We start from the raw sequence: 22581 nt of genomic DNA, 5'->3' as shown, positions 1-22581 counted from the left end.
CGCGCACCGTACCGTTTCCGCCATGACCGAGCACCCCTCCGCCGCCCCGGCGGGCAAGCCCACCTCGTACTCCCGGGTCACGCTGAGCCGCATCATGACCGCCGTCGACGTCAACCTCTACGGGACGGTGCACGGCGGGGTGCTGATGAAGTTCGTCGACGACGTGGCCGGGGCCGCCGCGGCGCGGCACAGCGGGGGCACCGCCGTCACCGCGGCCATCGACGAGATCGTCTTCTCCGAGGCGGTCCGGGTGGGCGACCTGGTGCACGCGCACGCCCAGGTGAACTGGACCGGGCAGACCTCGATGGAGGTGGGCGTCCGGGTGGTCGCCGAGCGCTGGGACTCGGCCGAGGACGAGCCGGTCCGGGTGGCCACCGCGTACCTGGTCTTCGTCGGTGTCGACGTGGGTGGCGCGCCCCGGGCGGTCCGGCCGGTGCTGCCGGAGACCCTGGAGGACGAGCGCCGGTTCCGGGAGGCGGAGATCCGCCGGGCGCACCGGCTGGCCAGGCGCCGGGCCATCCAGGCGCACCGGGCCGGCTGAGGCGTCCCGCCCGGCCCGTCGCGGTGCGACCCACACAGGTGGCCGGTCGGGCGTGTGGGCCGGCCACGCCCCCTCACCGGGGCCGGGTGCGGAGAATGACGCTTCGAGGTAAGGCAAGATGGCGCCACGGCCCATTCACAGTGTGGTGCGGGGCCCGAGGGAGGGTGGAGCAGTGGGTGACGTGCTGTGGACGCCGCCGGCGGACGTACTCCAGCGGTCGCGGATCGGGAACTACCTGCGCTGGCTGCGTGAGCACCGCGGGCTGGACTTCGCCGACTACGACTCGCTGTGGCGCTGGTCGGTGGAGGACCTGGCCGCGTTCTGGAGCTCGGTCTGGGACCACTTCGAGGTCGTCGCGCACACCCCGCCGACGGCGACCCTGACCGACCCGACGATGCCGGGCACCCGCTGGTTCCCCGGAGCCACGCTCAACTACGCCGAGAACGTGCTGCGGATGCCGGGCCGCGCGGACGACGACCCGGTGGTGATCGCGCACGGCCAGACCCGCGCGCCGGTCACGCTGACCGCCGCGCAGCTGCGCGAGCAGGTCCGCCGGGTGGCGGCCGGGCTGCGCCGGCTCGGCGTGGTCGCCGGGGACCGGGTGGCCGCGTACGCCCCGAACATCCCGGAGACGTACGTGCTGCTGCTGGCCACCAGCAGCCTCGGCGCGATCTTCTCCTCCTGCGCGCCCGAGTTCGGCACCCGCAGCGTCACCGACCGCTGGCAGCAGATCGAGCCGAAGGTGCTGGTGGCCGTGGACGGCTACCGGTACGGCGACAAGCCGGTCGACCGGCGCGGCGAGGTGGCCGCCATCCGGGCCGCCCTGCCCTCGCTGGAGCACACCGTCGGCATCGCGTACCTCGACCCGGCAGGCACGCCGTCGGAGGGCATGCTGGGCTGGGATGAGCTGGCCGCCGCGACCGACGAGCCGCTGACCTTCACCCCGGTGCCGTTCGACCACCCGCTCTACGTGCTCTACTCCTCCGGCACCACCGGCCTGCCCAAGCCGATCGTGCACGGGCACGGGGGCATCCTGCTGGAGCACCTGAAGATGCTCGCCCTGCACCACGACCTGGGCCCGGCCGACCGGTTCTTCTGGTTCACCACCACCGGCTGGATGATGTGGAACTTCCTGGTCTCCGCCCCGGCGGTGGGCGCGACGATCGTGCTCTTCGACGGCAACCCGGGCCACCCCGACCTCGGTGCGCTCTGGCGGCTGGCCGAGGAGACTCAGACGACGTACCTCGGCACCTCGGCGCCGTTCCTGCTGGCCTGCCGCAAGGCCGGCCTGGTGCCCAGGGAGATCGCCGACCTCGCCGCGCTGCGCGGGGTCGGCTCGACCGGCGCGCCGCTGCCCGCCGAGGGCTTCACCTGGGTGTACGAGACGGTCGGGGAGAGCCTCCAGCTCCAGTCCCTCTCCGGCGGCACGGACGTCTGCACCGGGTTCGTCGGCGGGGTGCCGCTGCTGCCGGTGCACGCCGGTGAGATCACCTGCCGGGCACTCGGCGCGCGGGTGGAGGCCCGCTCCGCCGACGGCACCCCGGTCATCGGCGAGCTGGGCGAACTGGTGATCACCGCGCCGATGCCGAGCATGCCGGTGGGCTTCTGGAACGACCCGGACGGCCGCCGCTACCGGGAGGCGTACTTCGAGGTCTACCCCGGGGTGTGGCGGCACGGCGACTGGATCACGATCAACGACCGGGGCGGCTGCGTCATCACCGGTCGCTCGGACGCCACCCTGAACCGGGGCGGCGTCCGGCTCGGCACCGCCGAATTCTACTCGGTGGTCGAGGGGCTGGACGAGGTCGTCGACTCGGTGGTCGTGCACCTGGAGGACGACGAGGGCGGCGCGGGCGAGCTGCTGCTCTTCGTGGTCCTCGCCGAAGGGCTGGAGCTGGACGACGCGCTGCGCCGGAAGATCTGCCGGGAGCTGCGCACCGCGCTGTCTCCCCGGCACGTCCCGGACGAGATCCACCAGGTCCGCGCCGTGCCGCGCACGCTGTCGGCCAAGAAGCTGGAGGTGCCGGTCAAGAAGATCCTCACCGGCACCCCGGTGGACTCGGCCGCCGCCAAGGGCGCCCTGGCCAACCCCGAGTCGCTGACCGCCTTCGCCACCTTCGCCCAGCGCCGCGCCAGCGACCACGACACCCCCACCCCCGCCTGACCCGCCCCGCCCCCGTCGGCGCGGGTTCGCGGGGCTCGGCTCAGGCGAGGATCCGGGTCACCTTTTCGGACGCCACCCGGCCGTCGAGCCGGGTGGCGTCGAGGTTGCCGCAGAGGACGACGCTGGCGCCCCGCACCAGCGGGGCGAGCAGCCAGTCGACCGGGTCGGGGTGCTGGGCGGCGTCCACCAGGAGGCGGTCGCCGGGGGCGATGCACAGCTCCGTCGCGCGGTCGGCCGCCGGGGCCAGCAGCGCCGCGTCGCCCGGGCCACCCTGGGAGTACGGCGTGAAGTGGTCGCCGTGGGTGCGTACCTCGACCACGTAGTCGGCGAAACCGGCCGGCACCTCGCGCAGCGGGGCGGCGAACGGGGCGAGCGCCAGGGCGTACCGGTCCCCGGCCGACCAGGCGGCCGCCTCGGTGACCCGGTCGGCGGCGGCGAAGAGCACGTCCACGTCGCCCGGCGTGTCGGCCACCGTCACCCCCGCCGACCAGCAGCCCAGCAGCACCGCGGCGGTCTGCCAGTGCGGCGGGAGCAGCACCGCGGCGGCATCGCCGGGGGAGAGGGCGAGCTCGTCGACGAGCAGGTTGGCGGTCTTGGCCACCCAGTTCGCCAGGGTCGCGCCGGACAGTTCGGTGCGTTCGCCGGTGGCGTCGTCGTACCAGGTCAGCAGGGGGCGGGCGGGGTCGGTCGCGATCGCGTCGGCGAAGACCCGGGCAATGTTCTCGGCCATCGGCGCGAACGATACGCCGCCGAGACCCGTACTCGATGACGATGACAAGTCGGCGTACCGTCGGGTCGCAGTCAGCGTGCGGACCGGGCTCCGGCGTAGGCTTGCCCGGAGTGTTGTTCCCCACAGACCCGCCAGTTCAAGGAGTCGCCCCGTGACCGCCGGTCGCCCGCCCCGCGTGCTCATCGACGCCACGAGTGTCCCCGCCGACCGTGGCGGCGTCGGTAGATACGTCGACGGCCTCCTCGGCGCCCTCGGCACCGTGTGCGGTTCGGGGGTGGACCTGGTCGTGGTCAGCCTCCGCACCGACCTGGAGCGCTACACCCGGATGCTGCCGGGCGCCGAGGTCATCGGAGCCCCGGCGGCCGTCGCGCACCGGCCCGCCCGCCTCGCCTGGGAGCAGACCGGCCTGCCGCTGCTCGCCCAGCAGGTCGGCGCGGAGGTGCTGCACTCGCCCTTCTACACCTGCCCGCTGCGGGCCGGTTGTCCGGTCACCGTGACCGTGCACGACGCGACCTTCTTCACCGAGCCGGAGCATTACGACAAGTCCCGGCGGACGTTCTTCCGCAGCGCGATCAAGACCTCGCTGCGCCGCGCCGACCGGGTGATCGTGCCGAGCAAGGCCACCCGGGACGAGCTGATCCGGCTGCTCGACGCCGATCCCACCCGGATCGACGTCGCCTACCACGGCGTCGACCACGCGGCCTTCCACGCGCCCAGCGAGGAGGAGAAGGCCCGGGTCCGGGCCCGGCTGGGGCTGGGCAACAGCAGCTACGTCGCCTTCCTCGGCGCCAAGGAGCCGCGCAAGAACGTCCCCAACCTGATCCGCGGCTGGGCCCGCGCGGTGGGCGACCGGGACAACCCGCCGGCCCTGGTGGTGGCCGGCGGCCAGGGGCACGACGACGACATCGACCGCGCCGTGGCCGAGGTGCCGTCGCACCTGCGCCTGCTGCGCCCGGGCTACCTGCGCTACGCCGACCTGCCCGGCTTCCTCGGCGGCGCGCTGGTGGCCGCCTACCCGTCGTACGGCGAGGGGTTCGGGCTGCCGATCCTGGAGGCGATGGCGTGCGCGGCCCCGGTGCTCACCACCCCGCGCCTCTCCCTGCCCGAGGTGGGTGGCGACGCGGTCGCCTACACCAGCGAGGACCCGGACCAGATCGCCACCGACCTGGCCGCCCTCCTCGACGACGAGCAGCGGCGGCTCTCCCTGGCCAAGGCCGGTTTCGACCGGGCCAAGGAGTTCACCTGGGGGTCCAGCGCCGAGGTGCACATCGCGGCGTGGAGCCGGGCCCGGGCCTGAGCGTGCGACGACCCGGCGAACGACCCCGCGTCCGCCCCGAAACGGTTCGGGCATGATGTGCTGATGCTCTACGCCGTCATCCCGGCGGGAGGCAGCGGCACGAGACTGTGGCCGCTGTCCCGCGCGGGGCACCCCAAGTTCCTCCACCCGCTCACCGGCACCAGCGCCTCGCTGCTCCAGGCGACCGTCAACCGGCTGGCGCCGCTGACCACACCGGAGCACATCCTGGTCGTCACCGGCGCGGCGCACGCGGCGGCGGTTGCCCGGCAGCTCACCGGAGTGCCCGAGGAGAACATCCTGGTGGAGCCCTCGCCGCGGGACTCCTGCGCGGCGATCGCGCTGGCCGCCGCGGTGATCGCGCAGCGGGACCCGGAGGCGGTGATGGGCTCCTTCGCGGCCGACCACCTGATCCGGGACGCCGACGCCTGGGTGGAGACGGTGCGCGCGGCGGTACGCGGCGCGGAGCGGGGTCTGCTGATGACGGTGGGTATCACCCCGACCCGTGCCGAGACCGGGTACGGCTACCTGGAGACCGGCGAGCCGACCGGCGACGATCCACTGCGCCCGGTCACCGAGTTCAAGGAGAAGCCGGCCGCGCCGGTCGCCGAGGCGTACCTGCGTTCGGGGCGGCACCTCTGGAACGCCAGCATGTTCGTCTGGCGGGTGGACGTCTTCCTCGCCGAACTGGCTCGCCAGCAGCCGGCCCTGCACGCCGGGGTGAGCGCCATCGCCGCCGCCTGGGGCACCCCTGAGCAGGACGACATCCTGGGCACCGTCTGGCCGACGCTGCCGAAGATCTCCGTCGACTACGCGGTGATGGAGGGCGCGGCGACCGCCGGTCGGGTCGCGACGGTGCCCGGCGACTTCGGCTGGAACGACGTCGGCGACTTCCACACCCTCGGTGACGTGCTCCCCGCCGACCCGGCGGGCAACGTGGTGCTGGGCACCGACGCCAAGCCGGGCGTGCTGCTGCACGACTGCGCCGACCTGGTGGTGGTGCCGCAGTCCGGCCGGCTCGTCGCCGCGCTCGGGGTACGGGACCTGATCGTGGTGGACACCCCGGACGCGGTGCTGGTCTGCCCGCGCGACCGCGCCCAGGACGTCAAGGTGCTGGTCGACGCGCTCAAGGAGCGGGGCGAGGAGGGCCTGATCTGACCCGCCTCGCCGCCGGTCGCCTCCTCAGGCGCGGCGGCGCAGCGCGGCCAGGGCCGGCGCGACGAGCTGGATCGTCCCGCCGGCCAGCGGCTCGGGCAGCCGGTCCGGCGGGAACCAGCCCAGCGCCTCGGACTCGTCGCTGACCCGTTCCACCGCGCCGGGCGGGGCGAAGACCGCGAAGCGTACGTCGTGGTGCAGCGAGCCGCCCTGGCATGCGACCGGGTGGATGTCCACGTCGATCGGCACCGGGTCGACGGTCAGGCCGCCGATCCCCGACTCCTCGGTCGCCTCGCGCAGCGCGGCCGCGGCGAGGGTGCGGTCGGCCGGCTCGCAGTGCCCGCCGAGCTGCACCCACCGGCGGAACTTGCCGTGCAGGCAGAGCAGCACCCGGTCGCCGGTGGCGTCCAGCACCAGCGCGCTGGCGGTGACGTGTCCGGGTCGGTGGCTGCGGCCCAGCGCCACCGGCCCGGCGGTCAGCAGCTCCAGGGTGCGGTCCCGCGCCTCGGCGGCGGCGGGGCTGGTCGCCGTCCACCCGCTCAGCAGCGCCACCGCGTCGGCGTGCAGCGCCGCCTCGCCGGCGGACGGGGATGGGGGGCGGGCGGGGTCGGTCGGGGTGGAGACGTCGGGCATCCCGACACTCTACGAGCGTCGGCTCCGTACCCTGGCCCGGTGACCCTGCGACTCGTCGAGTTCGTCGTGGCCGGCAACGAGGCCAGTGACCTGCTGCCGGTCCGTTCCCCGGCGTTGCTGCGCGCGCACGGCGCCCGGCGCGGGTTCTGGACGGTGCTGGACGAGGGCCCGGTGGAGCGCTGCCTGGCCCTGCTGCTGGAACGCTCCGACGGCGAGTGGGTCGCCCGGCACGTGCCCGCCGACGCCGGCGTCGAGAACGGGCGCACCGAGGACGGCGAGGCGCTGGCCCACCACGACGGCTGGGTGTACGTCTTCGGCTCGCACTTCGGCTCGAAGGCCGGACCGCTGCGCCCGCGCCGGGCGTTCGTGGCCCGGTTCCGCGAGGACGACGCGGCGGCGGGGACCCTGCCGGTGCGGGTGGTGCGCAACCGGTTCCGGGTGCACCGGGTGGTCAACGACGCGTTGGCGAAGGCGCCCTTCACCCCGCTGCCGCCCGGCGACCGGGTCCGCCGCCGGTTCATCGTCGAGACGCTGGCCCGGGGCACGGCCCGGGCGAAGAGCTGGGTGAGCCGGCTCGCCGAGGACGACCTGCCGCTGAACGTGGAGGCCGCGACGTTCACCCCGGACGGCACCGTGCTGCTCGGCCTCCGGTTCCCGGTGACCGCCGCCGGTGAGCCGATCCTGGTCGAGCTGGCCGGGGTGCCGGAAATGTTCGCCGGGGACGGCGACTGGCCGGTGGCCGGCCGGGCGTACGCGCTGACCGGGGTGACGCCGCCGGGCGCGCTGGTCGGCTTCCGCGCGATCGCCCCGACCGCCGACGGCGGCTACGCGGCGGTGGTCGGCTCGATCGACGCGCTGGGCAAGGGCTCGGTGCTGCTGGACGACCATCCGATGGGGGGTGGGGTGACCTCGCGGCACGTCCGCTTCCGGTGGCGGCCGGGGGCCGAGGAGCATCTGGTCGCCGGGGAGCTGGTGGCCGACCTGGCGCCCTTCCACCACGTGGAGGGTCTGGCCGAGCTGGACGGGAGCTGCTTCTACGTCACCGACGAGGACCACCGGGTCGCGCTCTGGATCGGCTGACCGGCCCGCTCGGCGCGGAGCGCCCGGGGGACACCTCTGCGGACCAGGGCCGCAGACCCTCGTGGTGTCTCCCGGACGCGCCCACCGCCCCCAGGCGTCCCGGTCGGGTGGCTGGTGGACCCCTTCGCACGCCGGACCGGGCAGTAGGAGCATGCCAACCGGCGGTCGGGGGCGTCGAGGTTTTTCAGCTCACGCTTAAAAGTGGAGGTAAGTGCCGGGCGGGTAGAGTGCAGAGGGTCGGTGGGCAATCCCCCTGTCCGCCCTCAGGAGCGCTTCCATGCTGACGATCCACTTCTCTCAGGAGGACATTCTCCGGACCAGGGTGGCCCCCGCGGCCGACCCGATCTGGGAGCTGGTGCTGAGTCTGCACCTGCTGCAGGGCCGTACCCGGGACCCGCTGATGGCGCACTGGCGCCGGGGCGTCGCCCGCGAGCTGCGCCGCGACGTCACCTCCCACCAGCTCCGGTTGCTCTTCGCGCTGAACCCGCCGCGCGGCTACTTCCCCGACTTCCTCACCCCGTACCAGAGCGTGGCGGGGTTCGAGGCAGGGCTGGACGCGGTCCGGGCCACCCCGATCGACCTGCTGAACCGGGACCTGACCGTGCTGGCGGGGGCGAACTCGCTGCCCTCCTCCGCCGCCGCGCTGGCGCGCGGCGAGCCGGAGGTGCTGCAACTGCTCACCGACTCGATGACGCAGTACCGGTCGGTGGCGCTCGAGCCGTACTGGGGGCGGATCCAGGCGGCGGTGGAGGCCGACCGTAACCGGCGCGCCCGTGCCCTGCTCGACGGCGGGGCGGAGGGGCTGCTGGCCAGCCTGCGCCCCACCATGCGCTGGGACTCCGGGCGGTTGGAGGTGCTGGACTACCCGGACAGCCGGGAGCTGCACCTGGACGGGCGCGGGCTGCTGCTGGTGCCCTCGTTCTTCTGCGCGCGTACCCCGGTGGCCCTGCTCGACCCGGCGCTGCCCCCGGTGCTCGTCTATCCGGTGGACCGGCTGGGCGGTCTGGTCCCGGCGCCCGGCGAGGGCGCCGGCCCGAACCGCGAGGGGCCCGGGCGGGAGGCGCTCGCCGCGCTGCTCGGCCGGACCCGGGCCGCGGTGCTGGAGGTCAGCGACGACGGCTGCACCACCGGCGAGGTGGCCCGGCGGCTGCACATCTCGCCGGCCGCCGCCAGCCAGCACACCACCGTGCTGCGCAACGCCGGGCTGCTGGTCAGCCAGCGGGACCGCAACACGGTGCTGCACACCCTGACCCCGCTGGGCCGGGCCATGCTGGAGGCCTGACCCGGCCCGGCGTCAGATCGCCAGGCAGGCGCTGGCCGTGCTGCCCGCCGGGGGCGGCAGCAGCGCCGAGGGCACCCCCTCGGCGGCCAGCGCGGTGCGCAGCCGTTGCAGGTCCGCGCCGAAGCGCACCAGGTCCGGCCGGTCGACCGGGGTGGGTGCCGCGCTGAGGATCAGCCCGGTGGCCCCCGCCGGCCAGCCCGGGACGGTGGCGACCAGGCCGGCGCGTACCTCCTCGTCGGTGACGTGGGTGAAGGCGGTGCCGGGCGCGACCACGTCGGCGACCGCGGCGACGGCCCGCCGGACCGCCTCCGGGTCGGCCGGCGTCGGACCGGTGCCGTCGGCGAGGGTCGCGGCGGACCGGAGGCCGGCCGCCCGCGCCTCGGCGGTGCCGAGGGAGAAGAGGTCCATCGTCGAGTCCCGGACCAGGACGCTCGCGCCCGCGCCGTCGTCGGTGCGGCCGCCGCCCAGGTAGCCGCGCACCACCGCGACCGGAACCTGGTCGCACTTTCCCTTGATCAATTCGCCGGCGCCGGCCAGCTCGTCCACCACGGCCATCTGGGTCAGCTGCAACTCGTTGCCGTACGGGTCGACCTCGCCCCGGTGGTCGCGGATGGCGGACATGCCGGCCACCCCGAGCGCCACGTCGGTGAGCCCGTTGCGCCAGGGCCGACCCATGGTGTCACTGACGATCACCGCCACGTCGACGCCGTACCGCTCGGCCAGGGCGGCGCGCAGCGCCCGGGCCGAGGCGTCCGGGTCCTTGGGCAGCAGCACCAGCCGGGTCTTGTCGACGTTGGAGGCGTCGATCCCGGCGGAGGCCATCACGAAGCCGTGGTGCGTCTGGACGATCCGGGTCGCGCCACGGGTCGCCACGACCCGGGCGGTCTCGGCGGCCAGCACCTCGTCGCGCGCGGCGAGCCGTTCCGGCCCGTCCGCCGGCACGTCGACCAGCCGACCCTCCGCCTTCGAGACGATCTTGCTGGTGACCACCAGCACGTCCCCGTCGCGCAGCCACGGCGCGGCGGTCGCGATCAGCGCGGCCAGGTCGTCGCCCTCGGTCACGTCGCCGATGCCCAGCACCGGCAGGATCTCCAGTCTCACACCAGCTCCAACGCGGCCCGCACCATCTGCGCGGTCGCCGCCTCGTCGGTCATCCGCAGCGGCGCGGACCGGACCGCCACCCCCGGCACCGAGGTGCCCTCGTCCTCCGGCGCGACCAGCCAGCCGTCGAGCAGGCCGCCCTCGCTCCGCCCGCCGTAGAGCCGGCCCACCCCGGCGGCGCTGCACTCCACACCCAGCACCGACAGGCACCGGTCGGCCATCCCGCGCACCGGAGCGCCGCCGATGATCGGGGAGACCCCGACCACCCGGGCCGGACCCTGGGCGACCGCGTCGCGCAGCCCCGGCACGGCGAGCACCGGGGCGACGCTCACCACCGGGTTGCTCGGCGCGACCAGCACGGCGTCCGCGCCGGCGATCGCCTCCAGCACCCCGGGCGCCGGCTTGGCGCTCTCCGCGCCGACGAAGACGAACCGGTGGGTGGGGATGTCCGCCCGGTAGCGCACCCACCACTCCTGGAAGTGGATCGCCCGCTGCCCCTCCTCGCCGTCGACCACCACGTGGGTCTCCAGCCGGTCGTCGGTCGCCGGCAGCAGGCGTACGCCGGGCTGCCAGCGGCTGGCCAGTGCCTCGGTCACCGCGGAGAGCGGGTATCCGGCGTTGAGCATGGTGGTCCGCACCAGGTGGGTGGCGATGTCCTTGTCGCCGAGCCCGAACCAGGTCGGCTCCGCGCCGTACGCGGCCAGCTCCGCCTTGACCGTCCAGGTCTCGCCGACCCGTCCCCAGCCGCGTTCCGGGTCGGCCCCACCGCCCAGGGTGTACATGACGCTGTCCAGGTCGGGGCAGACCTTGAGCCCGTGCAGGAGCAGGTCGTCGCCGACGTTGACCACGGCGGTCACCTCGGCGCCCACCTCGCGGGCGTACGCCCGGACGCCGAGCAGGAACCGAGCGCCCCCGATCCCGCCGGTCAGAACCACAATGCGCATGACGTCCATCCTGGCGTACGCGACGCCTGCGGTCCGTCGGTGGCCCGGGAGACTAGGCTCACGTCGGCATCTGTCCGTTTCGCCCGAGGGAGAACTCGTGACCAGCCCCGCCGAGCCGGCGCCGAAAGACGCGACGCAGGCCCGCCAGCTCACCGGTCCACTGCGCGAACTCGCCGCGCTCGTGCTGCTCGGCGCGAACGCCGTGCTGCTCTTCGTCGGACTGATCCGGCTGCTCGCGCCGGCCTCGGAGTACAGCACCTTCTCGAGCCGGGCGGACAGCACCTTCTTCTCGTTCGTCGGCATCGAGGCGACCGTCCTGCCGCTGCTGGCCGTCCTGCTCGCCACGCACGTCTCGCCGGTCCTGCCGCGGGCGAAGCAGATCACCCAGGTCGCGGTCGGCGAGTACGCCTTCGGCGCGCTCTTCGGCACGCTGACCTTCCTGATCTGGCTGGTCAACCGGCTGGCCGACGCGGAGGTGCTGGACGCCCTGCTCGGCCTGCTGACCCGGGCCGCCTGGTTCGCGCTCTTCGCCCTCGCCGCGTTCGCTGTGTACCGGGTCTGGCGGGCGTTCTACCACGTCCCGCGCCCCAAGCCGCAGCCCGGCGTGTACGGCCAGCCGCAGCCCGGTTGGCCGCAGCAGTCCGGCCAGGGCGGCTACCCCTCCGCCGGTTACCCGCCCCCGGGCCAGCCCGGCGGCCACCCCGGCACCGGCTTCCCGCCCGCCGGTCAGCCGTCCGCCGGTTACCCGTCCGCCGGTTACCCGTCCGCCGGTTACCCGGCCGCCGGCCAGTACGGCCAGTACGGCCAGCCGGGCCCGTCCTCGGCCCCGCCGTTCGGCGCCGCTCCGCAGTCGGCGCCGCCGTTCGGCACGCCGCAGTCGGCGCCGCCGTTCGCCGGCCCGAACACCGCTCCGCCGTTCGGCCAGCCGCCGTCGGCCGACCCCACCCAGACCATCCCGCGCCAGCCCGGCGAGGTGGGCGGGCCGGCCGTGCCGCCCGGTGGCGAGGACGTCGACCGGACCCAGCGTTTCCACCGGGACGACCCGAACTCCCCACGTTGAGTCGAGCCGCCCGTCCGCTGTCGTCGGGGCGGGTCGGCTCAGCGAAGCACCACCGCGATGAGCGTGATACCTCAGCGGCATCAAGATGACTCTGAGGTATCACGCTCGACGTGCTGCGCCCGGGACGCATCCGCCGGCAACCGACCGGCGCGGCACGGGTTGATCTCACACCGTCTTCCGTGCCCGTCCGGCCGTCCGAGCCAGCGCATAGGCTGAGCGGATGGCTGACCGCACCGATCCCGTCCCGACCGAGGCGAGCGTGCAGCGCGCGCTGCGCCGGGCGGCCACCGGCCGCGCGCTGGACGTCGCGGAGGCGACCGCGCTGCTGGCGGCCCGGGGGGCCGAACTGGACGAACTGCTCCGCGTCGCCGGGGAGATCCGCGACGCCGGGCTGCGCGACGCCGGCCGGCCGGGCGTGGTGACGTACTCGAAGAAGGTTTTCATCCCGCTGACCCGGCTCTGCCGGGACCGCTGCCACTACTGCACCTTCGCCACGGTGCCGCACCGGCTGCCGGCCGCCTTCCTGGAGCAGGACGAGGTGCTGGCGATCGCCCGGCAGGGCGCGGCGCTGGGTTGCAAGGAGGCCCTGTTCACCCTCGGTGACCGGCCGGAGGAGCGCTGGCCGGCGGCCCGCGAGTGGTTGGACGAGCGCGGCTACGACTCCACCCTGGACTACCTGCGCGCCTGCGCGGTGGCGGTGCTGGAGGAGACCGGCCTGCTGCCCCACCTCAACCCGGGCGTGCTGTCCTGGTCGGAGCTGCAACGGCTCAAGCCGGTCGCGCCGAGCATGGGGATGATGCTGGAGACCACCGCGACCCGGCTCTGGTCCGAGCCGGGTGGTCCGCACTTCGGCTCGCCCGACAAGGAACCCGCGGTGCGGCTGCGGGTGCTCGACGACGCCGGCCGGGTCGGGGTGCCGTTCACCACCGGCATCCTGATCGGCATCGGCGAGACCCCGGCCGAGCGGGTCGACGCCATCTTCGCGATCCGCCGCGCCATGCGGGAGTACGGCCACCTCCAGGAGGTGATCGTGCAGAACTTCCGCGCCAAGCCGGACACGGCGATGCGCGGCATGCCCGACGCCGAGCTGCACGACCTGGCCGCCACGGTGGCGGTGGCCCGGCTGCTGCTCGGCCCCAGGGCCCGGATCCAGGCCCCGCCCAACCTGATCGAGGGCGAGTACGACCTGCTGCTGCGCGCCGGCATCGACGACTGGGGCGGGGTGTCGCCGCTGACCCCTGACCACGTCAACCCGGAGCGGCCCTGGCCGCAGCTCGACGAACTGGCCCGGCACACCGAGAAGTCCGGCTTCACCCTGCGCGAGCGGCTGACCATCTACCCCGAGTACGTCCGGGCCGGTGACCCCTGGCTCGACCACCGGCTGCTGCCGCACGTCGGCGCGTTGGCCGACCCGGAGACGGGCCTCGCCGTCGAGTCCGTCCGGCCGGTCGGCCGGCCGTGGCAGGAGCCCGACGAGACGTACGGCGGGCGGACCGACCTGCACGTCACCATCGACACCACCGGGCGTACCGGGGACCGGCGGGGCGACTTCGACAGCGTCTACGGCGACTGGTCGGAGGTCGCCGGCAAGGTGACCACGGGGGCTGCCCCCGGCGGTGACGCCGACGTACGGGCGGGGCTGCGGCTGGCCGCCGACGATCCGGCGGCGCTGCTGGATCCCCGGCACGCCGATGCGGCGCTGGCCCTCTTCGGCGCGGACGGCCCGGCGCTGGACGAGCTGTCCCGGCTCGCCGACGACGTCCGGCGCGACACCGTCGGCGACGATGTCACCTACGTGGTCAACCGCAACATCAACTTCAGCAACGTCTGCTACGTGGGCTGCCGGTTCTGCGCCTTCGCCCAGCGGGAACGGGACGCCGACGCGTTCCGGCTCTCGGTGGAGCAGGTCGCCGACCGGGCCGAGGAGGCCTGGGCGGCCGGGGCCACCGAGGTCTGCCTCCAGGGCGGGATCGACCCGAAGATGCCGGTGACCGGCTACGCCGACCTGGTCCGGGCGATCAAGGCACGGGTGCCGGGGATGCACGTGCACGCCTTCTCCCCGATGGAGATCGTCACCGCCGCCGCCAAGGCCGGCGTGCCGGTGCGGGAGTGGCTGACCCGGCTGCGCGAGGCCGGGCTGGACACCATCCCGGGCACCGCCGCGGAGATCCTCGACGACGACGTGCGCTGGGTGCTCACCAAGGGCAAGCTGCCGGCCGCCGCCTGGGTCGACGTGGTCAGCACGGCCCACGAGCTGGGCATCCGGTCCAGCTCCACGATGATGTACGGCCACGTGGACCACCCCGGGCAGTGGTTGGCGCACTTCCGGGTGCTGGCCGGGGTGCAGGACCGCACCGGCGGGTTCACCGAGTTCGTGGCGCTGCCGTTCGTGCACACCAACGCGCCGATCTACCTCGCCGGCATCGCCCGGCCGGGGCCCACCTGGCGGGAGAACCGGGCGGTGCACGCGATGGCCCGGCTGCTGCTGCACGGCCGGATCGACAACATCCAGTGCTCCTGGGTGAAGCTGGGCGACGCCGGCACGGTGGCGATGCTCCAGGGCGGCTGCAACGACCTGGGCGGCACGCTGATGGAGGAGACGATCTCCCGGATGGCCGGCTCCGGCAACGGTTCGGCGCGTACCGAGGAGCAGTTGCGGGCCATCGCGGCGGCCGCCGGTCGACCGGCGCGCAAGCGGACGACCGCGTACGGTCACCATCCCGCGTAGCGTCGAACCTTTCCCCGGCACCGGCCGTACCACTGGTCGCCGGCGGCGGTTGAGGCGAGGGCCGCCGTCGGCAGCCCCTCGCGAGCCATCGCGGGCGCGTACGCGCCGCCGGAGGAAAGGTTCCCCATGACGAGTGACGAGCGGAAGCGGCCCTGGCCGCGACTGACCCGCCGGCAGACGTTGACCGCCGCGGCGAGCGCCACCCTGGGCGCCGCCGCCCTCACCGTGCCGGGCCTGTCGGCCGCGCAGAACGCCCCGTCGGCCGCTGGCGCGAAGGACGACCCGATCGTGGTCCACCTGCGCGACGCCGCCACCGGGACGATGGACGTCTTCGTCGGCACGTCCCGGATCGAGGTACGCGACCGCGGGCTGGCGGACCGGTTGCGGCGCGCCGCCGGGCGGCGCTGACCCGCGGGCGTACCGCGCGCCCCGCCCTCCCCGCACGGCCCGGCGCGGGCTCTCGGCGCCCGGCCACCCTCACCTCACTCCTGATCCCGCAAAGGTTGGTCCGCCATGTCCTCCCATCGCGAAGCACCGGAGATAAGCAAGGATCCGGTCGCCGACAGCTCCGACCTGTACGCGTTCGTCAGCCCCGACCGGCCCGACTCGGTCACGCTGATCGCCAACTACGTGCCGTTGCAGCTCCCCTCCGGCGGACCGAACTTCTTCGAGTTCGGCGACGACGTGCGGTACGAGATTCACATCGACAACGACGGTGACGGCCGTCCCGACGTGACCTACCGGTTCGAATTCAGCACCGAGATCACGAATCCGAACAGCTTTCTCTACAACACCGGCCCGATCGAGTCGCTGGACAGCGAGAACTGGAATCGGCGCCAGTTCTACAAGCTGACCCGGGTGGCCGACGGCCGGGAGCACGTGCTCGCAAACAAGTTGCCCTGCCCGCCGTGCAACGTCGGGCCGCTCTCCACCCCGAACTACGCCCAGCTGGCCCGCCAGGCGACCTACAGCCTCTCCACCGGGGAGCGGGTCTTCGCCGGGCAGCGCGCGGACGGCTTCTTCGTCGACCTCGGCGCCATCTTCGACCTGGGTACGCTGCGGCCGTTCCAGCAGTTGCACGTCGCCGGCAAGAAGCTCTTCAAGGCCGAGGGCGAGCCGGTCAACGCCGTGGACCGGATGAACGTGCACAGCATCGCGGTGCAGGTGCCGCTGAGCAAGGTGCGCCGCAAGGCCAACCGGTACGGCCAGGCCGACCGCGCCTCGGTGATCGGCGTGTGGACGTCGGCCGCGCGGCAGCAGGTGCGGGTGCTCGGTGATCGGGCCGCCGCGGACACCGCCACCGGCCCGTGGACCCAGGTGTCACGGCTGGGCAACCCATTGTTCAACGAAGTCATCGTGCCGATGTCCAAGAAGGACCTGTGGAACACCCTGCCGCCATCGGAGGACAAGCGGTTCGCCCGCTTCGTCGAGCAGCCGGAGCTGGCCGCCCTGCTGCCGGCCCTCTATCCCGGCGTCTTCCCGAAGCTGGACGCGCTGAACAAGGCCAAGAAGCCCCGGGCGGACCTGGCGGCGATCCTGCTCACCGGCATCCCGGCCGGGCTGATCGACGGCTTCACCAACAACACCGGCGACGTGCAGGCCGACATGCTGCGGCTGAACACCGCGATCAAGCCGACCGCCAAGCCGGACCGGTTCGGCGTGCTCGGTGGTGACCTGGCCGGCTTCCCCAACGGCCGGCGGGTCGGCGACGACGTGGTGAGCATCGCGCTGAGGGCCATCGCCGGGGTCACCGTGCCGCTGGTGGACAAGGCCTTCACCCCCGACGCGGCGGCCGGCGCGGTCACCCCGGGGCTGAGCGCCGCCGACGTGACCGCGCCCTTCCTGGCCGGCTTCCCCTTCCTCGGCACGCCGTACGACGGGTTCAACAACCCGCCGGTGGCGAAGTCCTGAGCGGAGGGAGGACGTCATGCACGGGCACGACCACCGGTACGGGCCGACGGAGAGCGGCACCGTCCTGCTCGACCTGGGCGCGGACACCGGCGCGCTGATCGTCCACACCGGCCGTCGGCTGCACGGGCGGGAAATCGAGATCAGCCGGGCCGACCGGCCCGACGGGCCGCGTACCCATTCGGCCGTGCGGGAGCGGGTCGTCCGGGACGGGGTGTTCCACAGTGCCGTGTACCCCGACCTGCCGGCCGGTCTCTATACCGTCTGGTGGGACGAGCGGACACCCGCCGGCGCGATCTCCGTCACCGGCGGCGCCGTCGCCGAGTTCGTCTGGCCGAGCAGCGCTCCGCCGGGGGTGAGCTGATCACCGCTCCGCGTCCGAACCGTCGCGCCCCGTCCATATCGTGGACGGGGCGCTGTCGGCATTTCCGGCTCGACGGGCGGCCGTGGCCGAACCGCGTTAACCTGTGCCCCACCAAGAACTCGATCTTGATGGCTGGTCCACCGGAGCCTTCGCCGGCGTACCCCGGCGGCGTCCACGATGGGCACGCCACGGCAGAAATCTCGGGCAACTCGCCGGAGAGGGCGTTACTCGGCCGGGGTCTGAATCGATAGGGCAGGTTGCGAGGCGGGCGACCGAAGTGGTCGCTCGAACGGTGTCGGGAGGGCGACTCCATTATCAAGTTCAGCTTGACGGCGCACGCATTACACGCGTGTAATTTGAATGGGGTTGTTCGCACGGAACGCAACAAATGGGGACCGTACGGACAAGCACGCCTTTCGCGTGGGGGGTTGCAGCGGCGATGACGCCGGTGCGCGACAAGGAGGCATCTGATGGACGGCCAGCTTGAGGTGGCCGACCTGCTCGGAAACGCGCCGGAGTGGCAGGAGCGGGCGCTCTGCTCGCAGACCGATCCGGAAGCGTTCTTTCCCGAGAAGGGCGGCTCGACCCGCGAGGCGAAGCGGATCTGCTCGCGGTGCGAGGTCAAGACGGAATGCCTCGAATACGCTCTCGGTCACGACGAGCGGTTCGGGATCTGGGGCGGGCTCTCCGAGCGGGAGCGGCGCAAGCTCAAGCGGCGGGTCGCCTGAGCTGACGTGTGGGGCCGGGGCGGTGGGGGCCGCCCGGCTCACGCCCGGGTCGGTGCCGCGGGGGCGGCCCGACCGAGGGGGGTCAGGCCAGCTCGTCCGGGTCGACCCCGAGCAGGTTCGCCACCTGCTCGATGATCACGTCGTGCACCAGGTCGGCCAGGTCCTCGCGGTCCATCGCGCGGAACTCCAGCGGCCGGCGGTAGAGCACGATGCGGGGCGGCACCTCCTGCCGGCCGGGGCGCCCCGGCAGCAGCCGGGCCAGCGGCACCTCGCCGTCCTCGAGCACGTCCGAGTCGTAGACGTTCAGGTCCGGCGGGACGTCCTCGACGGCGAACTCGACGCCGGCCAGCTCCTTGGCGAAGCGGCGCTCCAGCGTCTCGACGGTGTCCAGCACCAGGTCGTCGAAGACCTCGGCCTTGGTGCGGGCCAGCGGGACGGTCGCCGGCACCAGCCGCCCCCGCAGGCCACGACCGTGGCGGTCGCGGTGGGTGCGCCGGCCGGAGCCGGGGCGGCGGTGTTCCGGGCTCGTCATGAGGCACAGGGTAGCTCCCGGGCCGGCCTGGCCTGCGGCAGCGCCGCACTCCTGGCGCGGCGGGGTCGGGCGGGCGCGAATTGTGATCACCGTGACGGGCGTGTCGCAACGCGAACCGGTGCGCCGGACCCGGTAATGGGGATACCCTGCCGCCGTGAGGTCACCACGGCGCTGCTCCCGTAACGGCTGCCCCCGGCAAGCGGTCGCCACATTGACCTATGTCTACAACGAGTCGACCGCGGTGGTGGGCCCGTTGGCGGCCTTCGCCGAGCCGCACACGTACGACCTCTGTGAGCCGCACGCCCGGAGCCTGACCGCTCCCCGGGGCTGGGACGTGGTCCGGCACGAGGGCGAGTTCGAGCCGCCGCCGCCCACCACCGACGACCTGGTGGCCCTGGCCGAGGCCGTCCGCGAGGCCGCCCGCCCCGTGACCCCCCGCCCCCCCGAGGACGACCAGACCGCCCACCCCTCCCCCCACACCGGCCGCCGAGGCCACCTCCGCGTAATCCCCCCCAACCACTAACCCACCCCCCCCTGCCCACCCCGGCCCCGGGCCCTCATCCTCCGTTGATCATGAAGTTGTTGCCACGACACGCCGAGGCGGGCGGCAATAACCTCATGATCAACGGGATGTAGCGGGGTGGGGTGGGGGGTGGGGTGGGAGCGGGTGGGTCAGTGGCCGAGGAGGCGGGAGAAGGCGGCGGCGCGGCGGGAGGGGCGGCCCTTGCGGTGCTCGGCGCGGTCGGCGGAGAACATCAGGCGTAGGCCGGCGTTGACGGCCAGCCAGCGCAGGGGCTCCGGTTCCCACTTCGGTGAGCGGTGGTTGACCCAGGGGAGCGTCGTCAGGTCGCTGTTCACGCCGCGGATCAGGTCGGCGAGGGTACGGCCGGCCAGGTTGCTGGTGCCGACCCCGTCGCCGACGTAGCCGCCCGCCCAGCCGAGACCCGTCGCGCGGTCCAGCCCCACCGAGGCGGACCAGTCCCGGGCGACCCCGAGCGGGCCGCCCCAGGTGTGGGTGACCGGCACCTCGGGGCCGAGCACGGGGAAGAGTTCGCCCAGCACCCGGCGCAGCGTGCGGAAGACCGCCGGCTCCCGGTCGTACGCGGGGGAGACCCGGGAGCCGAAGTGGTAGGGCGCGCCCCGCCCGCCGAAGGCCAACCGGCCGTCGGCGGTGCGCTGGCCGTAGATGATGACGTGCCGGTGGTCGGAGAACGTCTCCCGCTCGGCCAGCCCGATCCGGTCCCAGGTCTGCGCGGACAGCGGCTCGGTGGCCACCATCAGCGAGTAGACCGGGGCGATGGCGCGCCGCTGCCCGGGCAGCCCCGGCGTGTACCCCTCGGTGGCCCGCACCACCACGGGCGCCCGGACCGTGCCGTACGGGGTGACCGCGGCGCCGGCCCGGATCGCGGTGACCGGGGTGCGTTCGTGCAGGCGTACCCCGTGGCGCTCGACCGCCCGGGCCAGCCCACGGACCAGCTTCGCCGGGTGCACCACCGCGCAGTGCGGGGTGTACGTCGCGCCGAGCACCCCCTCGGCGGCGCACCGGGCGGACGCCTCGGTGGCGTCGAGCAGCACCAGGTCGTCGGGATCGAGACCGTGCGCGCGGGCCGTGGCCACCTCGGCCCGGGCCCGGCCGAGCTGGGCCTGCGACCGGGCCAGCACCACCGTCCCGCCCTGGTGCCAGTCGCAGTCGATGCCCTCGGCGGCGACCACCCGGCCGACCTCGCGCACGGTCTGCTGCATGGCCCGCTGCATGGCCAGCGCCCGGTCCCGGCCGTGCCGGCGGGCCAGCGCGGGCAGCGAGGTGGGGAACAGTGCGGAGCACCAGCCGCCGTTGCGCCCCGAGGCGCCGTACCCGGCGATCTCGGCCTCCAGCACGGTGATCCGCAGCGACGGGTCGGCGGTCGCGAGGTGGTACGCCGTCCACAGCCCGGTGTAGCCGGCGCCGACGATCACCACGTCGGCGTCGGCGTCGCCGGGCAGCGACGGGCGCGGGTCCAGCGGCTCGTCCACGGTGGACAGCCAGTGGGACAGCTCCTGGTAACGCATCACCACTCCGGTGGGGGCAGGTCGTGGCGCAGCCGTGGGTCGGGCTGCGGGCTGCCGAGCGTCTCCACCACCGGCACCACCCCGGCCCAGACCGGCCGGTCGAGGTCGTCGTCGGGGTCGTCGGGCGGGCCGGCGCTGACCTTCACCGAGCACTCGTCCAGCCGCAGGGCGAGCACCAGCGTGGCGGCCAGCTCCTTCGCCGACGGCGGCCGGATCGCCGCCCAGCGGCCGGGCAGCAGCTGCTCGGAGATGCGTTCCAGGGCGGCCAGCCGGTCGTCGCCGTCGACCACGCTCAGCTCGCCGAGCACCATCGCGCACCGGTAGTTCATCGAGGAGGCGAAGGCGCTGCGGGCCAGCACGAGACCGTCGAGCAGGGTCACCGTCAGGCAGGCCGGCGCGCCCGCCGCGAGGTGCCGGAACAGTCGGCTGCCGGTCGAGCCGTGCAGCAGCACCCGCTCGCCGTCGCGGGCGTAGGCCACCGGCAGCGCGTACGGCTGACGCCCGTCGGTGATGGCCAGGTGACCGACCCGGCCGGCGTCGAGGACGGCGTGCAGGGTGGCCCGGTCGTGGACGGCGAGCTCGGGCAGCCGGCGTACCCGGGTGCGGTCGGTGCCGCCGACGGCCGCGCCGCCCCCGGTCCCGCCGCCGGCCGGTGCGGCCGCCTGGGTGCTCGCGGTCCGGCTCCCGGTGTCGGCGGTGGCCGGTGCGGCCGCCTGGGTGCTCGCGGTCCGGCTCCCGGTGTCGGCGGTGGCCGGTGCGGTGCGGGGCCGGCTCCCGGTGTCCCGGGAGCCGGCCCCGTCCAGCCCGGGCCCGCCGCTCAGAGGCGGTTCCATGCCTCGGTCAGCACGGCGCGCAGGATCTGCTCGATCTCGTCGAACTGCTGCTGATCGGCGATCAGCGGCGGGGCGAGCTGCACCACGGGGTCGCCCCGGTCGTCGGCGCGGCAGTAGAGCCCGGCCTGGAAGAGCGCGGTGGAGAGGAAGCCGCGCAGCAGCCGCTCGGACTCGGCCTCGTCGAAGGTCTCCCGGGTCGCCTTGTCCTTGACCAGCTCGATGCCGTAGAAGTAGCCGTCGCCCCGGACGTCGCCGACGATGGGCAGGTCGTTGAGCTTCTCCAGGGTGGACCGGAAGGCGCCCTCGTTGGCCCGGACGTGGCCGATGAGGTCCTCGCGGGCGAAGACCTCCAGGTTGGCCAGGGCCACCGCGCAGGAGACCGGGTGGCCGCCGAAGGTCACCCCGTGGGCGAACATGCCGGTCTCGGTGAGGAACGGCTCCATCAGCCGCTCGCTGGCGATCATCGCGCCGAGCGGGGCGTACCCGGAGGTGATGCCCTTGGCGGTGGTGATGATGTCGGGCTGGTAGCCGTAGCGGACGGCGCCGAAGTACTCGCCGAGCCGGCCCCACGAGCAGATCACCTCGTCGGAGACGAGCAGCACGTCGTACGCGTCGCAGATCTCCCGGACCCGCTCGAAGTAGCCGGGCGGCGGCGGGAAACAGCCGCCGGAGTTCTGCACCGGCTCCAGGAAGACCGCGGCGACAGTGTCCGGCCCCTCGCGCTCGATGGCGCGGCGGATCTCCTCGGCGGCCCAGCGGCCGAACGCCTCGGGCGAGTCGCCGTGCTCCGGGGCGCGGTAGAAGTTGGTGTTCGGCACCTTGATGCCGCCGGGCACCAGCGGCTCGAAGTCGCTCTTGATGCCGGGCAGGCCGGTGATCGACAGCGCGCCCATCGAGGTGCCGTGGTAGGCGATGTACCGGCTGACCACCTTGTGCTTGTTCGGCTGGCCGGTGCGCTTGAAGTACGCCCGGGCCAGCTTCCACGCCGCCTCGACGGCCTCGGAGCCGCCGGTGGTGAAGAAGACCCGGTTCAGGTCGCCCGGGGTGAGCGAGGCGATCTTCTCCGCCAGCTCGACGGCCTTCGGGTGGGCGTACGACCAGAGCGGGAAGTAGGCCAGCTCGCCGGCCTGCTTGGCGGCCGCCTCGGCCAGCTCGGTACGCCCGTGACCGGCGTTGACGACGAAGAGCCCGGCGAGTCCGTCCAGGTACCGGCGGCCCTGGGAGTCCCAGACGTACGCGCCCTCGCCGCGGACGATGGTCGGCACCTCGCCGGCGGAGTAGCTGGCCATCCGGGTGAAGTGCATCCAGAGGTGGTCGGTGGCGTTGGCCATGTCAGCCCCATAGCGTCTCGGGCCGGTCCAAGGGGTGACGCCGGCCGCTCTGCCCACGGTTATCGCACAGTCCGACGGCCCGAGGCAAGTGGGATCGGCAGTCAATCGTCGTGGAAGCAACGAA

The 22581-nt window shown here is 73.9% G+C and carries 21 protein-coding genes; 13 read left to right on the top strand and 8 right to left on the bottom strand.

Going from position 1 to position 22581, the window contains the following annotated elements; translation table 11 throughout:
- Positions 1 to 22 precede the first annotated feature (22 nt).
- Positions 23 to 541, top strand: coding sequence for an acyl-CoA thioesterase (locus tag ACTMTB_RS18195; RefSeq protein ID WP_441147123.1), 519 nt, complete (start codon positions 23 to 25; stop codon positions 539 to 541).
- A gap of 172 nt (positions 542 to 713) precedes the next feature.
- Positions 714 to 2705: an acetoacetate--CoA ligase gene (locus ACTMTB_RS18190; protein WP_441147121.1), complete on the top strand. Its 1992-nt coding sequence runs from the start codon at positions 714 to 716 to the stop codon at positions 2703 to 2705.
- A gap of 40 nt (positions 2706 to 2745) precedes the next feature.
- On the opposite strand, the gene ACTMTB_RS18185 is transcribed toward ACTMTB_RS18190, so the two are convergent.
- Positions 2746 to 3435, bottom strand: a complete 690-nt coding sequence (locus tag ACTMTB_RS18185; protein WP_441147119.1) for a TIGR03089 family protein — start codon at positions 3433 to 3435, stop codon at positions 2746 to 2748.
- 151 nt (positions 3436 to 3586) lie between these two features.
- On the opposite strand from ACTMTB_RS18185, the gene ACTMTB_RS18180 reads away from it, so the two are divergent.
- Positions 3587 to 4732 carry a glycosyltransferase family 4 protein gene (locus ACTMTB_RS18180; protein ID WP_441147117.1) on the top strand — a complete coding sequence of 382 codons (1146 nt, stop codon included), beginning with the start codon at positions 3587 to 3589 and terminating at the stop codon, positions 4730 to 4732.
- A 63-nt stretch (positions 4733 to 4795) separates the two neighbouring features.
- Positions 4796 to 5887, top strand: coding sequence for a mannose-1-phosphate guanylyltransferase (locus ACTMTB_RS18175; protein ID WP_441147115.1), 1092 nt, complete (start codon positions 4796 to 4798; stop codon positions 5885 to 5887).
- A 24-nt stretch (positions 5888 to 5911) separates the two neighbouring features.
- Here the strand turns inward: ACTMTB_RS18175 and ACTMTB_RS18170 are convergent, their stop codons facing one another.
- Positions 5912 to 6517, bottom strand: coding sequence for an NUDIX hydrolase (locus ACTMTB_RS18170; protein WP_441147113.1), 606 nt, complete (start codon positions 6515 to 6517; stop codon positions 5912 to 5914).
- Positions 6518 to 6556: 39 nt separating this feature from the next.
- Here ACTMTB_RS18170 and ACTMTB_RS18165 point away from each other — a divergent pair, with 39 nt between their 5' ends.
- Together ACTMTB_RS18165 and ACTMTB_RS18160 are read left to right on the top strand one after the other, a co-directional pair.
- Positions 6557 to 7597: a hypothetical protein gene (locus ACTMTB_RS18165; RefSeq protein ID WP_441147111.1), complete on the top strand. Its 1041-nt coding sequence runs from the start codon at positions 6557 to 6559 to the stop codon at positions 7595 to 7597.
- A 277-nt stretch (positions 7598 to 7874) separates the two neighbouring features.
- A complete protein-coding gene (locus tag ACTMTB_RS18160; protein ID WP_441147109.1) occupies positions 7875 to 8879 on the top strand; it encodes an ArsR/SmtB family transcription factor in 1005 nt (334 codons plus the stop codon).
- 12 nt (positions 8880 to 8891) lie between these two features.
- Here the strand turns inward: ACTMTB_RS18160 and ACTMTB_RS18155 are convergent, their stop codons facing one another.
- Together ACTMTB_RS18155 and cofD are read right to left on the bottom strand one after the other, a co-directional pair.
- A complete protein-coding gene (locus tag ACTMTB_RS18155) occupies positions 8892 to 9980 on the bottom strand; it encodes a coenzyme F420-0:L-glutamate ligase (protein ID WP_441147107.1) in 1089 nt (362 codons plus the stop codon).
- Positions 9977 to 10924, bottom strand: coding sequence for a 2-phospho-L-lactate transferase (gene cofD / locus ACTMTB_RS18150; RefSeq protein WP_441147105.1), 948 nt, complete (start codon positions 10922 to 10924; stop codon positions 9977 to 9979). The genes ACTMTB_RS18155 and cofD overlap by 4 nt, the downstream gene beginning before the upstream one ends.
- 97 nt (positions 10925 to 11021) lie before the next feature.
- On the opposite strand from cofD, the gene ACTMTB_RS18145 reads away from it, so the two are divergent.
- From ACTMTB_RS18145 to ACTMTB_RS18120, 6 genes are all read left to right on the top strand, one after another.
- Positions 11022 to 11984, top strand: coding sequence for a hypothetical protein (locus ACTMTB_RS18145; RefSeq protein ID WP_441147103.1), 963 nt, complete (start codon positions 11022 to 11024; stop codon positions 11982 to 11984).
- Between the two features lie 220 nt (positions 11985 to 12204).
- A complete protein-coding gene (locus ACTMTB_RS18140) occupies positions 12205 to 14712 on the top strand; it encodes a bifunctional FO biosynthesis protein CofGH (RefSeq protein WP_441147101.1) in 2508 nt (835 codons plus the stop codon).
- 126 nt (positions 14713 to 14838) lie between these two features.
- Positions 14839 to 15120, top strand: a complete 282-nt coding sequence (locus ACTMTB_RS18135) for a hypothetical protein (protein WP_088963882.1) — start codon at positions 14839 to 14841, stop codon at positions 15118 to 15120.
- Between the two features lie 105 nt (positions 15121 to 15225).
- Complete coding sequence (locus ACTMTB_RS18130) at positions 15226 to 16623, top strand: DUF4331 domain-containing protein (RefSeq protein WP_441147099.1); 1398 nt, start codon at positions 15226 to 15228, stop codon at positions 16621 to 16623.
- Between the two features lie 16 nt (positions 16624 to 16639).
- Positions 16640 to 16984 carry a phospholipase gene (locus tag ACTMTB_RS18125; protein WP_441147097.1) on the top strand — a complete coding sequence of 115 codons (345 nt, stop codon included), beginning with the start codon at positions 16640 to 16642 and terminating at the stop codon, positions 16982 to 16984.
- A 470-nt stretch (positions 16985 to 17454) separates the two neighbouring features.
- Positions 17455 to 17712, top strand: coding sequence for a WhiB family transcriptional regulator (locus ACTMTB_RS18120; RefSeq protein ID WP_088980572.1), 258 nt, complete (start codon positions 17455 to 17457; stop codon positions 17710 to 17712).
- An 82-nt stretch (positions 17713 to 17794) separates the two neighbouring features.
- On the opposite strand, the gene ACTMTB_RS18115 is transcribed toward ACTMTB_RS18120, so the two are convergent.
- The gene (locus ACTMTB_RS18115) at positions 17795 to 18244 is read right to left on the bottom strand and encodes a metallopeptidase family protein (protein WP_088963879.1); all 450 of its coding nucleotides are present in this window, start codon (positions 18242 to 18244) and stop codon (positions 17795 to 17797) included.
- A gap of 154 nt (positions 18245 to 18398) precedes the next feature.
- On the opposite strand from ACTMTB_RS18115, the gene ACTMTB_RS18110 reads away from it, so the two are divergent.
- The gene (locus ACTMTB_RS18110; protein WP_179803193.1) at positions 18399 to 18767 is read left to right on the top strand and encodes a DUF3499 domain-containing protein; all 369 of its coding nucleotides are present in this window, start codon (positions 18399 to 18401) and stop codon (positions 18765 to 18767) included.
- Between the two features lie 149 nt (positions 18768 to 18916).
- Here ACTMTB_RS18110 and ACTMTB_RS18105 read toward each other — a convergent pair whose 3' ends face one another.
- The 3 genes from ACTMTB_RS18105 to ACTMTB_RS18095 are packed head-to-tail and all read right to left on the bottom strand — an operon-like array spanning position 18917 to position 22457.
- Positions 18917 to 20293 carry an NAD(P)/FAD-dependent oxidoreductase gene (locus ACTMTB_RS18105; RefSeq protein ID WP_441147094.1) on the bottom strand — a complete coding sequence of 459 codons (1377 nt, stop codon included), beginning with the start codon at positions 20291 to 20293 and terminating at the stop codon, positions 18917 to 18919.
- Complete coding sequence (locus ACTMTB_RS18100) at positions 20293 to 21126, bottom strand: pyridoxamine 5'-phosphate oxidase family protein (RefSeq protein WP_441147093.1); 834 nt, start codon at positions 21124 to 21126, stop codon at positions 20293 to 20295. The genes ACTMTB_RS18105 and ACTMTB_RS18100 overlap by 1 nt, the downstream gene beginning before the upstream one ends.
- The gene (locus ACTMTB_RS18095; RefSeq protein WP_357917712.1) at positions 21111 to 22457 is read right to left on the bottom strand and encodes an aspartate aminotransferase family protein; all 1347 of its coding nucleotides are present in this window, start codon (positions 22455 to 22457) and stop codon (positions 21111 to 21113) included. Before ACTMTB_RS18095 ends, ACTMTB_RS18100 begins: the two co-directional genes overlap by 16 nt.
- Between the last annotated feature and the right edge of the window lie 124 nt (positions 22458 to 22581).

Source organism: Micromonospora sp. L32 (genome assembly GCF_052068055.1).
GTDB classification, from domain to species: Bacteria; Actinomycetota; Actinomycetes; order Mycobacteriales; family Micromonosporaceae; genus Micromonospora; species Micromonospora purpureochromogenes.
The sequence above is the reverse complement of the archived record's forward strand: the minus strand, read 5'-3'. Positions and strand labels throughout refer to the sequence as shown.